Annotated in this window: 14 protein-coding genes; 9 read left to right on the top strand and 5 right to left on the bottom strand. The window is 62.8% G+C overall.

Annotated features, from left to right (window positions below):
* Window positions 1-233, bottom strand: a 233-nt coding sequence (locus tag NYR54_RS11600; RefSeq protein ID WP_261515815.1) for a sugar transferase, incomplete at its 3' end; no start/stop codon positions are given.
* Window position 234: 1 nt separating this feature from the next.
* Complete coding sequence (locus tag NYR54_RS11595) at window positions 235-1212, bottom strand: NAD-dependent epimerase/dehydratase family protein (protein ID WP_261515814.1); 978 nt, start codon at window positions 1210-1212, stop codon at window positions 235-237.
* Window positions 1213-1370: 158 nt separating this feature from the next.
* Here NYR54_RS11595 and NYR54_RS11590 point away from each other — a divergent pair, with 158 nt between their 5' ends.
* From NYR54_RS11590 to NYR54_RS11580, 3 genes are all read left to right on the top strand, one after another.
* Complete coding sequence (locus NYR54_RS11590; RefSeq protein ID WP_261515813.1) at window positions 1371-2489, top strand: DegT/DnrJ/EryC1/StrS family aminotransferase; 1119 nt, start codon at window positions 1371-1373, stop codon at window positions 2487-2489.
* Window positions 2490-2533: 44 nt separating this feature from the next.
* Window positions 2534-3619 (top strand): non-hydrolyzing UDP-N-acetylglucosamine 2-epimerase, encoded by a 1086-nt coding sequence (wecB, locus tag NYR54_RS11585; protein WP_261515812.1) that lies wholly within the window; start codon window positions 2534-2536, stop codon window positions 3617-3619.
* Window positions 3620-4088: 469 nt separating this feature from the next.
* Window positions 4089-5219 carry a porin gene (locus NYR54_RS11580; protein ID WP_261515811.1) on the top strand — a complete coding sequence of 377 codons (1131 nt, stop codon included), beginning with the start codon at window positions 4089-4091 and terminating at the stop codon, window positions 5217-5219.
* 151 nt (window positions 5220-5370) lie between these two features.
* Here the strand turns inward: NYR54_RS11580 and NYR54_RS11575 are convergent, their stop codons facing one another.
* Window positions 5371-7422 (bottom strand): lytic transglycosylase domain-containing protein, encoded by a 2052-nt coding sequence (locus tag NYR54_RS11575; protein WP_261515810.1) that lies wholly within the window; start codon window positions 7420-7422, stop codon window positions 5371-5373.
* Window positions 7423-7644: 222 nt separating this feature from the next.
* Here NYR54_RS11575 and dapA point away from each other — a divergent pair, with 222 nt between their 5' ends.
* Both dapA and smpB read left to right on the top strand, forming a co-directional pair.
* Window positions 7645-8526 carry a 4-hydroxy-tetrahydrodipicolinate synthase gene (gene dapA, locus NYR54_RS11570; protein WP_261515809.1) on the top strand — a complete coding sequence of 294 codons (882 nt, stop codon included), beginning with the start codon at window positions 7645-7647 and terminating at the stop codon, window positions 8524-8526.
* A gap of 25 nt (window positions 8527-8551) precedes the next feature.
* Complete coding sequence (smpB, locus tag NYR54_RS11565) at window positions 8552-9025, top strand: SsrA-binding protein SmpB (protein ID WP_261515808.1); 474 nt, start codon at window positions 8552-8554, stop codon at window positions 9023-9025.
* 101 nt (window positions 9026-9126) lie between these two features.
* Here smpB and NYR54_RS11560 read toward each other — a convergent pair whose 3' ends face one another.
* Both NYR54_RS11560 and NYR54_RS11555 read right to left on the bottom strand, forming a co-directional pair.
* Window positions 9127-9798: a uracil-DNA glycosylase gene (locus NYR54_RS11560; RefSeq protein ID WP_261515807.1), complete on the bottom strand. Its 672-nt coding sequence runs from the start codon at window positions 9796-9798 to the stop codon at window positions 9127-9129.
* Window positions 9795-10385: a LabA-like NYN domain-containing protein gene (locus tag NYR54_RS11555; RefSeq protein ID WP_261515806.1), complete on the bottom strand. Its 591-nt coding sequence runs from the start codon at window positions 10383-10385 to the stop codon at window positions 9795-9797. Before NYR54_RS11555 ends, NYR54_RS11560 begins: the two co-directional genes overlap by 4 nt.
* Before the next feature lie 310 nt (window positions 10386-10695).
* On the opposite strand from NYR54_RS11555, the gene rpoZ reads away from it, so the two are divergent.
* The 4 genes from rpoZ to acpS all read left to right on the top strand — a co-directional run bounded on the left by rpoZ (window position 10696) and on the right by acpS (window position 14668).
* Entirely contained in the window at window positions 10696-11082 is a 387-nt protein-coding gene (gene rpoZ, locus NYR54_RS11550; RefSeq protein WP_261515805.1) for a DNA-directed RNA polymerase subunit omega, read from the top strand.
* Between the two features lie 102 nt (window positions 11083-11184).
* On the top strand, window positions 11185-13431 hold the full coding sequence (locus NYR54_RS11545) for a RelA/SpoT family protein (RefSeq protein WP_261515803.1): 2247 nt from the start codon (window positions 11185-11187) through the stop codon (window positions 13429-13431).
* A 296-nt stretch (window positions 13432-13727) separates the two neighbouring features.
* On the top strand, window positions 13728-14270 hold the full coding sequence (locus NYR54_RS11540; protein ID WP_423738608.1) for a DUF2062 domain-containing protein: 543 nt from the start codon (window positions 13728-13730) through the stop codon (window positions 14268-14270).
* Complete coding sequence (gene acpS, locus NYR54_RS11535) at window positions 14267-14668, top strand: holo-ACP synthase (protein ID WP_261515802.1); 402 nt, start codon at window positions 14267-14269, stop codon at window positions 14666-14668. The genes NYR54_RS11540 and acpS overlap by 4 nt, the downstream gene beginning before the upstream one ends.
* Window positions 14669-14679: the final 11 nt, after the last annotated feature.

Raw genomic sequence — 14679 nt, 5'->3', positions numbered from 1 at the left:
TCCACCATCTCCATGCAAATCAGCTCCCAGATGGAATCAAATCTCAGCCGAAAACGCGAGGTAATTCGAGGAGTCCAGATGAAAGGCTTTTCATGACGGCCAACGCGCACCTGCCGCAATATGGCTGGGCCGGGCGAGGTGAGCTTCACTGCCGCCGCGCAAATGGCAATAATGGGCAGCGCCAGAGGCAAGCTCGCTAAGGCGAGAACGAGATCGAAAGCCCGCTTTGTCATCTCAGGTGGGTGTGGCCTTTTCAGCCTGGCGTAATTGGCGGTATTCCTGCCCGGAGCGGCGAATATCTTCGCGCAAACGAGGCTTCAGGGGAAAATCGAACTGCTTTGCAAACCGATGAGCGTCCACTTCGAGGCTCCCCAGCAATCCTGCAGCCCTGCGCTTTAGAACACGATTGGCTGCAGTGCGCAGAATAACATCAGGCACGGAGAATAGACGCGGCGATAAGCCCATGCCTTTGCGAAGCTCCGCAACGACTTCGGCCAGCGATAAAGACTCGGGATCGGCAATGCAATAGTTTCCCGATTTCTCGATCGGCCAGGTTTTCGAGCAAAGGTGAACGATCGCCTCCACCAAAGTATCAATCCCGATCATTGACCGCCTGTTGTTCACGCCCCCGAAGGGCAGAGGGAATCCGGTAGCGGCCAGCCTCTGGAGGGCGGCCCAATTCCCTTTCGCCTCTGCCCCAACGATCAAGGGCGGACGCAAGGAAATCGCGAAGATGCCTCGTGCGGGCAAAGTAAGTACGTGCTGTTCGGCCAGGCGCTTTGAGCTGCCGTAGGGTGTCGTTGGCTCGTGGTTTGTGTTGTCATTCACTGTTTCCGACGCGGCGTTCTCCGTCACCGCAGCAAGGCTGCTGAGATGGATAAAGGCGCTGACGCCGTTCGCCGCCGCTGCATCCGCAAGCTGGCTGGTTGCCTCTGCGTTGGCACGCATGAAGTCGGTTTCGCTTGCGTCGCCACGATGGGCCAGACCAGCCAGATGGACAACGCTCGAAACATCGGCAAGTGCCAGATCAAGATTTTGGCTCTGCTCAAGAGGACCTGTTTCGATGATCCTCAAATTATCCCGCCGCCACGCGGCAGCGGTACCGGAAGTGCGAACGGTCAACGTAAGATGCCAGCCTTCCTCTACTAGGCGGGAGACAAGCCGTCGCCCGACAAACCCGGTGGCCCCAGTTATGAGAATTCGTTTTGCCATATTTCCGATCTTCGTCCGCCTTTGCCAGCACACGGAATGGCCGAGAAAGGGGCCGCTCCTCTCATTTCTTAAAGCATCACCCCGTTGCTACACAATTTCCCTTTGTCTATGTCCTAAAGCCTCATCCGGGCCAGCCTCCCAGCCAAGGAACCGCGTTCATGCAGATACCCTTCATTGATCTTGCCGCCCAGCAGGCGCGCCTGCGCCCTGCGCTTGATGCTGCCATCGCCCGCGTGCTCGACGGGGGGCAATATATTTTCGGGCAGGAAGTCTCCCTTCTGGAGGAGCGGCTGGCCGAATTCTGCGGCGCGCGGCATTGCCTGACCTGCGCCAACGGCACGGATGCGCTGCAGCTTGCCCTCATGGCGTTGGGCGTCAAAGCGGGCGATGCGGTCTTCGTCCCTTCCTTCACCTTCGCCGCGACGGCGGAGGTCGTGCCGCTGGTGAACGCCACGCCGGTTTTCGTGGACTGCCTGCCCGACACGTTCAACATGGATCCGCGGAGCCTCGAGCGGGCGATTGCTCACGCCAGGTCGCAGGGCCTCAATCCGCGGGTCGTGATTCCCGTCGATCTTTTCGGCCTGCCGGCCGACTATGATGCGCTGATCCCCATCGCGCGGGAGCATGGCCTGAAGGTGATCGGCGACAGTGCGCAGGGCTTCGGCGGCTCCTATCATGGCCGCACCACCGGGGCGATTTGCGACATCACGACCACCTCCTTCTTCCCCGCCAAGCCGCTCGGCTGCTACGGGGATGGCGGTGCTGTCTTCACCGACAGCGACGAGGTGGCCGCGCTGCTCAAGTCGTTCCGCAATCACGGACAGGGCGAGCACAAATATTCGAATGTCCGTATCGGCCTCAACAGCAGGCTGGACACGATCCAAGCGGCGATCCTTCTTGAGAAGCTTTCGATCTATGCCGAGGAGATCGAGCAGCGCCAGGGCGTGGCGGCGCGCTACACGGCCGCGCTCTCGGGCCGTTTCGAAACCCCGGTCGTCCCGGAAGGGCTGGTGAGCATCTGGGCGCAATATACGATAAAGACAGCGTCGAAAGAGGAGAGGGAGGCGCTCCAGGCGCGAGCGAAGGCCGCGGGCGTCCCTACGGTGGTCTACTATCCTCTCCCGCTTCACCTGCAGACGGCCTACAGCGCCTTCCCGCGGGACCCGCAGGGTCTTCCCGTCAGCGAGGAGCTTTCGGGCCGGGTCGTGAGCCTGCCCATGCATGCCTATCTTCCCCTGGAAACCCAGGATCACATCATTGAGGCGGTCCTGGGCTAAGTCGTGCGCGCGCTCAGCCGGATGAGGCGGAACGGAAAGAGCCAATGAAGGTCCTGACCGTCGTGGGGGCGCGGCCGCAATTCATCAAGGCCATTGCCATTTCGGCTGCCGTGGCCAGGCGCGATGACATGGAAGAGGTGCTGCTGCACACCGGCCAGCACTACGACGACAACATGTCCGAGGTCTTCTTCCGCGACCTAAAGCTGCCGCAGCCCAAATACCGCTTCAATCTGGGCGGCGGCTCCCATGCGGAAATGACGGGCCGGCAGCTTATCGAGATCGAGCGCGCGTTGAAGGAGGAGGCGCCCGACATCTGCCTCGTCTACGGCGACACCAACTCGACGCTGGCCGGGGCACTGGCCGCCGCCAAGCTGCATATCCCTGTCGCCCATGTCGAGGCGGGTCTGCGCTCCTTCAACAGGCGCATGCCCGAAGAGATCAACCGCGTGCTGACGGATCATGTGAGCCGCTGGCTCTTCGCGCCCACGCAGACGGCCGTGGAGAACCTGAAGCGCGAGGGCGTCGATCCCGCCAGCGTGCACTGCGTTGGCGACGTCATGTACGATGTCTCCCGCCTGATCATAGACGGGACGGTGAGCCGCACGGTGATCGTGGACGATCTTGCGTTGCCGCGCGGCGGCTATGCCGTGGCCACCTTGCATCGCCAGGAAAACACGGACGATCCGCAGAGGCTGGAGGCGATTCTTACGGCGCTTGGCGAACTGTCGCGCCGGATGCCGGTCGTCCTGCCGCTTCATCCCCGCACGGCCAAGGCGGTTGAGGCGCAGAGGCTGAGCGGTCACCTGGCGGCGATTCGCGCCATCGATCCGATCGGCTTTTTCGACATGGCGACGCTGCTGGCCGACGCGCGGCTGGTGGTCACCGATTCAGGCGGGCTGCAGAAGGAAGCCTATTTCCACCGCGTGCCCTGCGTGACCGTCCGCGAGGAGACCGAGTGGGTGGAGCTGGTGGAGATGGGCTGGAACCGTCTGCCCGAAAGCATCTCCCGCCAGGCCATACTGGCCGCGGCCGAGGCGGCGCTGGCGTCCGGCCCTGGCGCTGATGCCAGCCCCTATGGCGACGGCAATGCGGCCGAACTGATTCTGGACGCGATCGCCGCCACCGGCTGACAGCCCAGAGCCATTCTCCGGTTGAGACATCCGGCAAAGTCCCCTCCGTTCGCGCCCTTATTAGACCATCAATCTCCCCCGCCACTATCGCAAGGCGGATGGCGGTGGAGGCCGATTCGAGAACGAGTGGCAGGACCGGCGGTGCAGGTATGATTCGTGGCCGCCGTAGGCTCTAAGCAGGCGGAACGGGCGGCGAAAATCCACAGCGCCGGCCGGCTATCCTTAACGAAAGGCAAATACGACCCTCCTGATCGTGGCTTTTGTGCAACAGCTTATGCCTATAGCACGCGATCCGCGGCGAGCCTGCCGCAAACGATGTTGATCACCGCCGCTCCATCGGTAATGTCGAACACGAGCAAGGAGCGCCGGGGGCGCAACTTTCTCACACATTGGGGATGGGGCAGGGAACGCTGTCCTTCAGCAAAAGATACCCAGACCCTACTTTAGAACTTTGACTGGAGGTCAGAAAATGAACATCAAGAGCCTTCTCATCGGCTCAGCGGCGGCGGCGGTGGCCGGCGCTTCGGCTGCCCAGGCGGCCGACGCGATCGTGGTTCCCGAGCCGGAACCGATGGAATATGTGCGTGTCTGCGACGTCTATGGCGCCGGCTTCTTCTACATTCCGGGGACGGAGACCTGCCTGAAGGTCGGTGGTCTGGTGCGCTTTGAGATCGGCGCTCACGATCCCGATGAATTCGATCCTCGTGACACGGACCATGGTTGGAATACCCTCGCCCGCGCTGAGGTGACCCTCGATGCCCGCTCCGAGACCGAATACGGCACGCTGCGCGGCTATATTCGGCTGCGGGCGGACTCCACTATGCGGGCTCCCACTATGGCACCGGGCGTGAATGAAGGTGAAATGCTTTCGAATGGTCTGGGTGATTATCATGCCTTCGTTCAGGACGCCATCATCGAGCTCGGCGGCCTTTCCATGGGTCTCACCGACACGCTCTATGACGCCGGCATTTCAGGCGAATTCGACCGTGGCGGCGGCGCCCGCGTCCACTTCCTCCGTTACACCTTCGACGCTGCTCAGGGCGTTCAGCTTGCCGTTGCTCTGGAAGAGGCGGATCGCGACTACGACTACACACCGAATGTGGTCGGCAAGATCGGCTTCTCTCAGGGCTGGGGCGGCGCCAACCTGTGGGGTGCTTATGACGCTACGGCCGAGGAGTTCGCTGTCAAGGCTATCGTGACGGCTAACCTCACCGAAACGATCTTCCTCGAAGGTATCGCCACCTACGAGAGTGGCCCGAGCTTCTATTCGGTCGATCCATATAACGGCGTTGGCGTTCCCGTTGTTCTGCCGGCGTTCGCTGGTATCGGTGCAGAATGGTCTGCTGGCGGCTTGATTGGCGCGCGGTTCACGCCGAAGTTCAAGGGGTCGATTGGTGCCCAGTACTTCAGCGACGCCGGCCATCTTGGCGATCGCGGTTTGGGGTATGAAGTTGACGTCCTGCGTGCAGGCGTGACGCTCGACTACCAGATCGTTCAGAACTTCAACGCGAAGCTGGCGGTCAACTATGTCAACGCGGATGGCGGCCCCGTCGATGCAGATGGCTGGACCGGCTTCCTGCGCTTCGACCGCACCTTCTAATCCCGGTTGAAGAAACCTGATGAACCCGGCGGCTTGTCCGCCGGGTTTTTCTTTTGTTGCGCGCAAGGAGAAGGCTGCGCGCTTTGAGCGCCGGAAACTTTCCTGGGAAACGGAGGCAGTCGCGGTCGTCAGTTATCGTCTCCGATTCGCGCTACCCGCCCGTGGCCAGATCGCCTTCGATGTCGAAGCGGCCGGTCAGCCGCATCCTGTAGACCTGCAGATTTTCCATAACGCGCTGGACATAGTTGCGCGTCTCCGTGAAGGGGATGCGCTCGATCCAGTCCACAATCTCCTCCACCGGCTTGCCGCGCGGGTCGCCATAGCGCGCGATCCAGTTCTCGGCCCGGCGCGGACCCGCATTGTAGCCGATGAAGGTGAGGATGTAGGAGCCGCCGAAGCGGTCGAGCTGTTCGGCAAGATAGGCCGCGCCAAGTGCCGCGTTGTAGCCTGCGTCCGAAGTCAGGCGGGCGGGCGACCAGTCAAGCCCGCTCTTCTTCGCCATGGCCCTGGCCGTCGCCGGCATGAGCTGGAGCAGGCCGCGCGCCCCGGCGCTGGAGACGGCTGCCGCGTTGAACGCGCTTTCCTGGCGCGCGATGGCATAGGCAAGGGCCTTGCCGTCACCGGCGATGGCGGCATGATCGGGAATGGCGCCCAGCGGGTGGGCGAGCGCGCCGACATCAATCCCGCGCGCTGCGGCGATCTTGGCGATGCTTAGCGCCAGATGATGTTCGCCACGCTCTTCCGCCATGCCGGTCAGAAGCGCAAGCTCGCCGCGGCTGGAAAGCTCTGCCGCCAGATCCCGGTAGAGGATGTTCGCATATCTCTCGTAACCGGCATGCTCCAGACGGCGGATCGCATGCACCGCCTCACGCGCACCGAAATTCCTGCGATCAAGTGTAGCGGGCTCCGGCGTGGCAAGCGCGAGGGTGTCGCGGCCGAGCCGTGCGGTGGCGAGCTGGCCATAGAAAGTCGCGGGGTAACCTGCCGCCTGCGCGTAAAAGGCTTCCGCCTCTCCCGGCCCGCCGGCCTCGGCCGCGCGGCCCAGCCAGTAGAAAGCGCGCGCCCGGGAGATCGGCCCGTCCGCCACGGTCAGAATGCGGGCGAAATGGCGCGCGGCGGTTTCAGGTTTGCCCAGGCTCCGCAGCGCGTACCAGCCCGCATGGAACTCGGCATCCGCGATGCTGACGGCGCTTTCGCTCGAATGCTCCGCGGCGACGCGATAAGCAAGCGCGGCTTCGCCGATGTCGAGGAGCTCACGTGAGAGTACGCGTCGCTCGAACCACCATGTGTCGGTGTCGATCTGCGCGGATGCCGAGCGGGGAGCGGCGAGCAGTACCTTTGCCGCCTGCAAATATTCTCCCTTGCGCCGCAAATGCCTGGCCTTAGCAAAGTGCCAGCCGGCGGATCGTTCCTCCTCCGGAACGGCTTCCAGAAGTTTGGCTGCATTCCCCGCGTCGCGGATCACGGCGGCCCAGGCCTTTGTCAGTGCCTCCGCGCCCGCCTTATCCGCAGCACGTTCGGCCGTGCGCACACGTTCGGCGTAAAGCATCGCTTCCACGCGGTGGCGGTGGTCCGCCTTGGACAGGAGAGATCCGAAGGCCGCAAGCAGTGCTGATTCCTGCCGCGCCTCCAACTTTTCCTCGCGCCAAACGGGCGCGATGACGGCGCGCGCCGTCTCCTTGTTACCCGTTTCCATCAAGGCGCGTGCAAGCGCCATTTTGCCCTCGAAGGTGACTGGCTGCGCGTCCTCGAAGATGGTCAGTACTTCGCGCGCGGGCGCATGCTCGCGGTAGAGCGCGCGTTCGCGATTGGCCGCGAGCCGTTCCAGCCCCGGCCAATCGGGCAGCATCTCCATGGTCCGGGTGATCTCCCGGCTGCTTACGGAAGGCGCGCCCGAAAGAGCGATGGCCCAGGCAATGATGCGCCGCTCCAGCGAGCCCGGGGGCAGTTCGTCGCAGAGCGCCCTGGCTGCCGCTATGTCGCCGGCCGAGAGGAGGCTGAGCCCGGTCTTGAGGGGCGCAACCTCTCCAAAGGGCAGGTTTCTGGTCGCAAACGGCGCGAAAGCGGTTAGCGCTGCCGTGTCCGCCACGGGGGAGGGGCGTGCCTGCGGCAAAGGGGCGGTGGCGGGCAGCTCGACCGCCTGCGCCGGCACGGTGAGGTCGCCAAGCGTGAAGGCGAGAACCGTGAGTGCCGCTTTCCTCATCGAGAGATTCCGTCCGATGCCACCGTCTTCCGCTTCGCGGATGCCCGGCAGGCCTGTGGGGGGCGCTGCCGCTTGCCGCCGATCTTCCCCTTCTTGTTGTTGCGCGGCCATCGTGGCGACTCTAAGGTCAATTCCCGCGAAAGCCTATGGCACGGCGCGCAGCGATCGGATAGAAGCGCCCTGAGCCAAATGGCATTGAAGGAATTCGGGAGTGAATCGGGTATGTTCAGGGGCTCCATCACCGCGCTCGTAACGCCGTTCCGTCAGGATGGAAGCCTGGACAGGGACGCGTTCACCGCGCTGATCGAATGGCAAATCACCGAGGGGTCGAACGGCCTCGTTCCCGTGGGCACGACCGGCGAATCGCCGACGCTCAGCCATGAGGAGCACTATGAGGTCGTGCGGCTTTGCGTGGAGGCGGCGGCGGGTCGTGTGCCGGTGATCGCGGGCGCAGGCTCCAACTCCACGCGGGAGGCCATCGCCTTCGTGGAACATGCGGAGAAGGTGGGCGCCGACGGCGTCCTCGTGGTGACGCCCTATTACAACAAGCCGAACCAGGCCGGGCTTTACGAGCACTTCGCCGCCGTTGCGCGCTCCACGAGCTTGCCGATCATCATCTACAACATCCCGCCGCGTTCGGTCATCGACATGCTGCCGGAGACGATGGGCCGGCTCGCCGCAGACTTCAAGAACATCGTCGGCGTCAAGGACGCCACCGCGAAGGTGGACCGCGCATCCGAACAGCGTCTTGCCTGTGGCAAGGACTTTATCCAGCTTTCCGGCGAGGATGCTTCCGCCCTCGGTTTCAATGCCCATGGCGGGGTGGGCTGCATCTCGGTGACGGCCAATGTGGCTCCGCGTCTGTGTGCGGAATTCCAGGCCGCCTCGCTCGGCGGCGACCGGGAAAAGGCATTGGATCTGCAGGACCGGCTGATGCCGTTACACAAGGCGCTGTTCCTCGAAGCGGGGCTTTGCGGCGCGAAATACGCTCTATCGCGTCTCGGCAAGGTGGAAAATGTCGTGCGCCTGCCGCTCGTGCCGGTGTCGGCGGCCACGGCGGAGAAGATCGACGCGGCGATGAAGAGCGCCGGGATCATCGGCTGATCCGGGCCCGCCACCTTTTTCCCCCATGGCAAAGGACAAGAACCCGAACAGCCGCACGATCGCGGATAACCGCAAGGCGCGCTTCGCCTACGAGATCGTCGATACGCTCGAGGCGGGCATCGTGCTCACCGGCACGGAGGTCAAGTCGCTGCGCGAGGGGCAGGCCAACATTCAGGAGTCCTACGCCTCGGTGGAAGGCGGCGAGCTCTGGCTGATCAATTCCTACGTGCCCGAATATTCGGCCGGCAACCGTTTCAACCATGAGCCCCGCCGCCGCCGCAAGCTGCTCGTTTCCAAGAGAGAGCTTGCCCGGCTAGCCCAGGCGGTCGAGCGCGAGGGCATGACCATGGTGCCCTTGCGGCTCTATTTCAACGAGCGGGGCCTTGCCAAGCTGCAGCTCGCCGTCGCCCGCGGCAAAAAGCTGCACGACAAACGCGAGACCGTGAAGCGCCGCGACTGGGCGAGGGAGAAGGCGAGGGTGTTGAAGGAGAGGGGATGAGGAGGGAGCGAATAGGGAGTAGCGATTAGGGGAATTTAGCCCTCCACGGCGAAGCTGATTCATTCACCCTTCGTCACGTACTGTTCCCTAATCCCTATCCGCTACTCGCTATTCGCTTCCCCCAAATACCCCTTCACTCTCGCAAACACATCCCTGAACATCTTCTCCGTCAGCACGCCCGTATTCGTATTGTATCGCGAGCAGTGATAGCTGGAGAAGATGCGGATCGGACCAGCCGCCTGTTCGGCACCATGGGAGAAGGGCAAGGCGCTGGCTGGCAGGCCGAGCGCACGGACCGTGGAGTCATGTGCGATCCGGCCGAGCGTCACGATGGCGGCCAGATTTGGCAGGTGCCGGAGCGTGGGCCTCAGAAAGGCCTCGCGGCACGTCTTCACCTCACTTCCTACCGGCTTGTTCTCCGGCGGCACACAGCGCACCGCATTGGTCACCGCCGCATCGATAAGCTCAAGGCTGTCATCGGGGCGTGCCTCGAAGCGGCCGCGCGCGAAGCCGAAGTCGATCAGCGTTTCGTAGAGAAGTGTGCCGGCATAATCGCCGGTGAAGGGCCGGCCCGTACGGTTGGCGCCGCGCAGTCCCGGCGCCAGACCCACAATCAGCAGCCGCACCGCTTCCGCCCCGCCAGCGGGCAGAAAGGTCGGTACCGGTGCATTGTGCCAATCGGGCTCGTTGGCCCGCCACTCGGCCACAAAGGCAGAAAGGCGCGGGCAGAGGGCGCAGTCGCGCGGCGGCTCTACGGTCGCCGGAATGCTCATTCGTTGTCGTCGTCGTCCTTGTCGTCTTCGGCGGGGTCCTGCCGCCGCACGGCGCGCTCCGACGGGTCGCGGCCGATCTCCGCCTGCAGCGACGCCAGGTCGATGAAGCTGTCGGCCTGCCGCCGCAGCTCGTCCGAGATCATGGGCGGCTGCGATTGGATCGTGGAGACGATGCTGACCTTGCGGCCCTTGCGCTGCAGCGCCTCGACCAGGGTGCGGAAATCTCCGTCGCCGGAGAAGATGACATAGTGATCGACCACGTCGACGAGCTCCAGCGCGTCGATCGTCAGTTCGATGTCCATGTTGCCCTTGATCTTCCGGCGGCCGGTGGAATCCGTGAATTCCTTCGCAGGCTTTGTCACGACCTTGTAGCCGTTGTAATCGAGCCAGTCGATCAGCGGCCGTATCGATGAATATTCCTGATCTTCCACCAGGGCCGTATAGTAATACGCCCTCAGAAGATAGGCCCGCTTCTGGAAGGTCGCCAACAGCTTGCGATAATCTATATCGAAGCCCAGCGCACGAGACGTGGCGTAAAGATTCGCACCGTCGATAAACATGGCGATCTTTTCGCGAGGGTCAAACATGGTTCAAATATCCTTCGTGGCAATCACTGGGCACGAACACCTCCCGGCACCGAATATGCGGTGCCGAAGCACGCATGCAGACATAGTGCGGACTTGTTTTTAAGCCAATGCCAATTAAATTGCAGAGAGAAAAAATCTTCGTTTGGTGAACGCGCCCGAAAAAGGGCGAGCCGAGGGCAAGAACCTGAAAAGCAGGTGTGGCTGCCGGCTCATCCCGCCGGGAGGCGCAACTCTTGTATTTTGCGCTCGGAGAAGCTATCACCCGCGCAGGTTTTTCCCGCAGATCTGCTTGAGAAGAAAGGGGCAGGAAATGGCCCGCGTAACCGTTGAGGACTGCATCGACAAGGTCGAGAACCGGTTCGAACTCGTGCTGCTGGCAAGCCACAGAGCGCGCCAGATTTCCCAGGGCGCGCCGATCACTGTGGACCGCGACAACGACAAGAACCCGGTGGTGGCCCTACGCGAGATCGCCGAGGAGACGCTTTCCCCGGGCGATCTGAAGGAGGATCTCATCCACTCGCTGCAGAAGCATGTGGAAGTGGACGAGCCCGAGGATGTTCCCGCGCTTGCTCCGGCGGATGGTCGGGAAGCGGATGTGCTTGGCGAGGAGGCTGTCGCCTTCGATCGCATGAGCGAAGAGGACCTGCTCGCTGGCATCGAGGGGCTGGTTCCGCCGGAGAAAAACGACGACTTCTGAGGTATCGCCCGTGCTGTGCCTCCTTCATCTGTGGCGGTGCTGCCGCATAGGGGGCCGCACGTACTGGTAGGGCGGCATGCCTGAAGGAGGGAGACGCCGCCCATGATGCGCCAGTATGAGCTTGTCGAGCGCGTGCAGCGCTACAAGCCGGACGTCAACGAGGCGCTTCTGAATAAGGCATATGTCTATGCCATGCAGAAGCATGGCCATCAGAAGCGCGCCTCGGGCGATCCCTACTTTTCCCATCCGCTGGAAGTCGCGGCGATCCTCACCGAGATGCATCTCGATGAGGCGACCATCGCCGTGGCGCTTCTGCACGATACGATCGAGGACACAACCGCCACGCGGGCGGAGATCGACGAGCTGTTCGGTCCCGAGATCGGTGCCTTGGTGGAGGGTCTCACGAAGCTGAAGAAGCTCGACCTTGTCTCCTCCAAGGCAGAGCAGGCGGAAAATTTGCGCAAGCTTCTTCTCGCCATTTCCGAGGACGTGCGCGTCCTCCTCGTCAAGCTGGCCGATCGCCTGCACAACATGCGCACGCTCGACCACGTGCCCGTGCACAAACGGCTGAGGATCGCCGAGGAGACGATGGAAATCTATGCGCCGCTCGCCGGGCGCATGGGGATGCAGGACATGCGCGAAGAGCTGGAGGAGCTAGCCTTCCGCTACATCAACCCGGAAGCCTATCATGCCGTCACCGAGCGGCTTTCCGATCTCACCGAGCGCAACCGCGGCGTTATCAGCGAGATCGAAGCGGCACTCGCCAGGCTCTTCGAAAAGTATCAGATCAATGCGGTTGTGAAGAGCCGGCAGAAGAAGCCGTGGTCAGTGTTCAGAAAGATGGAGGCCAAGGCGCTCTCCTTCGAGCAGCTCTCCGACATCTTTGGTTTCCGCGTGATCGTCGATACGGTGGAGGATTGCTATCGCGCGCTGGGCGCGATCCATACCACCTGGTCCATGGTGCCCGGCCGCTTCAAGGACTACATTTCGACGCCGAAACAGAACGATTACCGCTCGATCCACACCACGATCGTCGGTCCCTCAAGGCAGCGCGTGGAACTGCAGATCCGCACGCACGAGATGGACCGCATCGCCGAGTATGGCGTGGCGGCGCACTCGCTCTACAAGGATTTCGGTCCGAACGCCAACGGTCCCGGCAACCAGATTTCACGGGACACCAATGCCTATGCCTGGCTTCGCCGCACTATCGAGGCGCTGTCGGAAGGCGACAATCCGGAAGACTTCCTGGAAAACACGAAGCTGGAGCTGTTCCACGACCAGGTCTTCTGTTTCACGCCCAAGGGGCGGCTGATCGCGCTGCCGCGAGGAGCGACACCGATCGATTTTGCTTATGCGGTGCACACCGAAGTTGGCGATTCCTGTGTGGGCGCCAAGATCAACGGCCGGATCATGCCGCTTATGACAGAGCTCAAGAACGGAGACGAGGTAGAAATCATCCGCTCTAAGGCGCAGGTTCCGCCGGCTGCCTGGGAATCGGTGGTGGTCACGGGCAAGGCCCGCTCCGCTATAAGGCGGGCCACCAGGAACGCCATCCGCAAGCAATATTCGGGGCTGGGCGCACGCATTCTGGAACGCGCCTTCGAGCGGGCGGGAAAGACCTTCTCGAAGGACCTTCTGAAGCCGGTTCTGCCCCGGCTTGCCCGCAAGGACGTGGAGGACGTGCTGGCCGCCGTCGGGCGAGGCGAGCTTTCCAGCCAGGACGTCATTCATGCGGTCTTCCCCGATTACAAGGACGAGCGCGTGACCCAGGGGCCGAAGCGGCGCGAAGAAGGCTGGTTCAACCTGCGCAATGCCGCCGGCATGCTGTTCCAGATTCCGGGCAGGGCCGGGCGCCGCAATCGCAAGGAGAAGGGCAGGGAGTCTTCCGGGGGCGAGAACGGGGCACTGCCCATCCGGGGCGTGTCGGGCGACCTGCCTGTGCGTTTCGCGCCGGAGGGCGCGGTGCCGGGCGACCGCATCGTAGGCATCCTTACGCCGGGCCAGGGCATCACCATCTATCCCATCCAGTCGCCGTCGCTGACGGCCTTCGACGATCAGCCGGAACGCTGGATCGACGTGCGCTGGGACATCGACGAAAACATGAAGGAGCGCTTTCCCGCGCGCCTGTCTGTCACCGCGATCAACGAGCCGGGTTCACTTGCCGCCATCGCCCAGGTGATCGCCACGAATGATGCGAACATCCACACGCTATCCATGGCGCGCACGGCGCCCGACTTCACGGAGATGATCTTCGATCTGGAGGTCTGGGACCTGAAGCACCTGAACCGCCTTATCTCGCAGCTCAAGGAAGCGTCATGCGTCAGCGATGTGCGTCGGGTGAACGGATGAGTTGCCTCCGCTTTCCTCCGTCAACAGGCATCGCCTCATTTCCGCCTATGCGGCACCCTAGCAAAAAGGAATCCGGGTGGATCGGGATGGGCGCGAGTGTCCTTCGGGCGCTGCCGGTTTGCTTCTGTCTGTTCAGTGCTTAGATATTCTGCAGCCGGGCTGGCGGCTCCGCAGAATACCCCATTAACGGAACCGGTGTATGCCCGTGCAATGCCGGCCCCGGCGGCGAAGTGGCGGTCTTGAGGGATATGCTGTTCAAAAGCAGGAAAAATGCCGATTTCCTCGAGAGGCTGAGGATGATGATCTGGCCTCGGCGCTCCTATTGGCGGTCAGCACAATATTTCGCAAAGCGGGCGCTGCGGCTCAGCGCAACGCCTCACGCGATCGCGGCCGGCGTCGCTGCGGGCGTCTTTGCCTCCTTCACGCCGTTTGTGGGGTTCCATTTCATGATCGCGGCCGCAATTGCCTGGATCATCCGGGGCAATCTGGTGGCCTCGGCTATCGGGACGTTTGTCGGAAATCCGTTGACCTTTCCTTTGGTATGGGGCACCACCCTGGAAATTGGCAAGCTCATCCTTCATGGCTGGTATCCGGCCGGAATGGGACCGCAGGATATCGGGCATCTCCTATGGCACCTGGAGTTCGCCGAGCTTTGGGAGCCGTTTCTGAAACCGATGGCTGTGGGCTCGCTTCCCCTGGGCCTGGCGGCCGCGCTTCTCTGTTACGTGCTTACGCGCTGGGCGGCGGTTGCCTTTCGTGAACAGCGGAAGAAGCATCTGGCCGAGCGGGCGCGAAATCGCGCCGGCAATCACACGAACATCGGTGCGATCGTTTCATGATCATCGGGCTTGGCAGTGATCTGATCGACATCCGCCGCATCGAGAAGACGCTGGCGCGCTACGGCGAGCGATTCACGCAGCGTGTCTTTACGGAGGTCGAACAGCGCAAGTCCGACCGCAGGCGCGAGCGCGCCGCCTCCTACGCGAAACGCTTTGCGGCCAAGGAGGCTTGTGCCAAGGCGCTCGGCACGGGTCTGTCGCGCGGCGTGTTCTGGCGCGATATGGGGGTGGTGAATCTGCCGAGCGGAAAACCCACCATGGAGCTGACCGGCGGCGCGGCCAAGCGCCTCCGCGAGCTTACGCCGGAGGGTTACCGGCCGCTGGTTCATCTGACGATTACCGACGACTATCCGCTCGCCCAGGCCTTCGTCATTATCGAAGCCGTTCCGGAAAGGTGAAGGCCATGCTT

It is taken from the genome of Chelativorans petroleitrophicus, assembly GCF_025398195.1.
In the GTDB taxonomy this organism is placed as follows: Bacteria; Pseudomonadota; Alphaproteobacteria; order Rhizobiales; family Rhizobiaceae; genus Chelativorans; species Chelativorans petroleitrophicus.
Note: the sequence above shows the minus strand (reverse complement) of the source record. Positions and strands in the feature narration are given on the sequence as shown.

Excerpts from the sequence above, each read along its gene's own strand:
- NYR54_RS11540 (WP_423738608.1), top strand. The coding sequence starts at position 13,728 with ATGATGATCTGGCCTCGGCGCTCCTATTGGCGGTCAGCACAATATTTC.
- smpB (WP_261515808.1), top strand. The coding sequence starts at position 8,552 with ATGGCAAAGGACAAGAACCCGAACAGCCGCACGATCGCGGATAACCGC.
- NYR54_RS11545 (WP_261515803.1), top strand. The coding sequence starts at position 11,185 with ATGATGCGCCAGTATGAGCTTGTCGAGCGCGTGCAGCGCTACAAGCCG.
- NYR54_RS11555 (WP_261515806.1), bottom strand. The coding sequence starts at position 10,385 with ATGTTTGACCCTCGCGAAAAGATCGCCATGTTTATCGACGGTGCGAAT.
- NYR54_RS11595 (WP_261515814.1), bottom strand. The coding sequence starts at position 1,212 with ATGGCAAAACGAATTCTCATAACTGGGGCCACCGGGTTTGTCGGGCGA.
- NYR54_RS11580 (WP_261515811.1), top strand. The coding sequence starts at position 4,089 with ATGAACATCAAGAGCCTTCTCATCGGCTCAGCGGCGGCGGCGGTGGCC.
- NYR54_RS11590 (WP_261515813.1), top strand. The coding sequence starts at position 1,371 with ATGCAGATACCCTTCATTGATCTTGCCGCCCAGCAGGCGCGCCTGCGC.
- rpoZ (WP_261515805.1), top strand. The coding sequence starts at position 10,696 with ATGGCCCGCGTAACCGTTGAGGACTGCATCGACAAGGTCGAGAACCGG.
- wecB (WP_261515812.1), top strand. The coding sequence starts at position 2,534 with ATGAAGGTCCTGACCGTCGTGGGGGCGCGGCCGCAATTCATCAAGGCC.
- NYR54_RS11560 (WP_261515807.1), bottom strand. The coding sequence starts at position 9,798 with ATGAGCATTCCGGCGACCGTAGAGCCGCCGCGCGACTGCGCCCTCTGC.
- acpS (WP_261515802.1), top strand. The coding sequence starts at position 14,267 with ATGATCATCGGGCTTGGCAGTGATCTGATCGACATCCGCCGCATCGAG.
- dapA (WP_261515809.1), top strand. The coding sequence starts at position 7,645 with ATGTTCAGGGGCTCCATCACCGCGCTCGTAACGCCGTTCCGTCAGGAT.
- NYR54_RS11575 (WP_261515810.1), bottom strand. The coding sequence starts at position 7,422 with ATGAGGAAAGCGGCACTCACGGTTCTCGCCTTCACGCTTGGCGACCTC.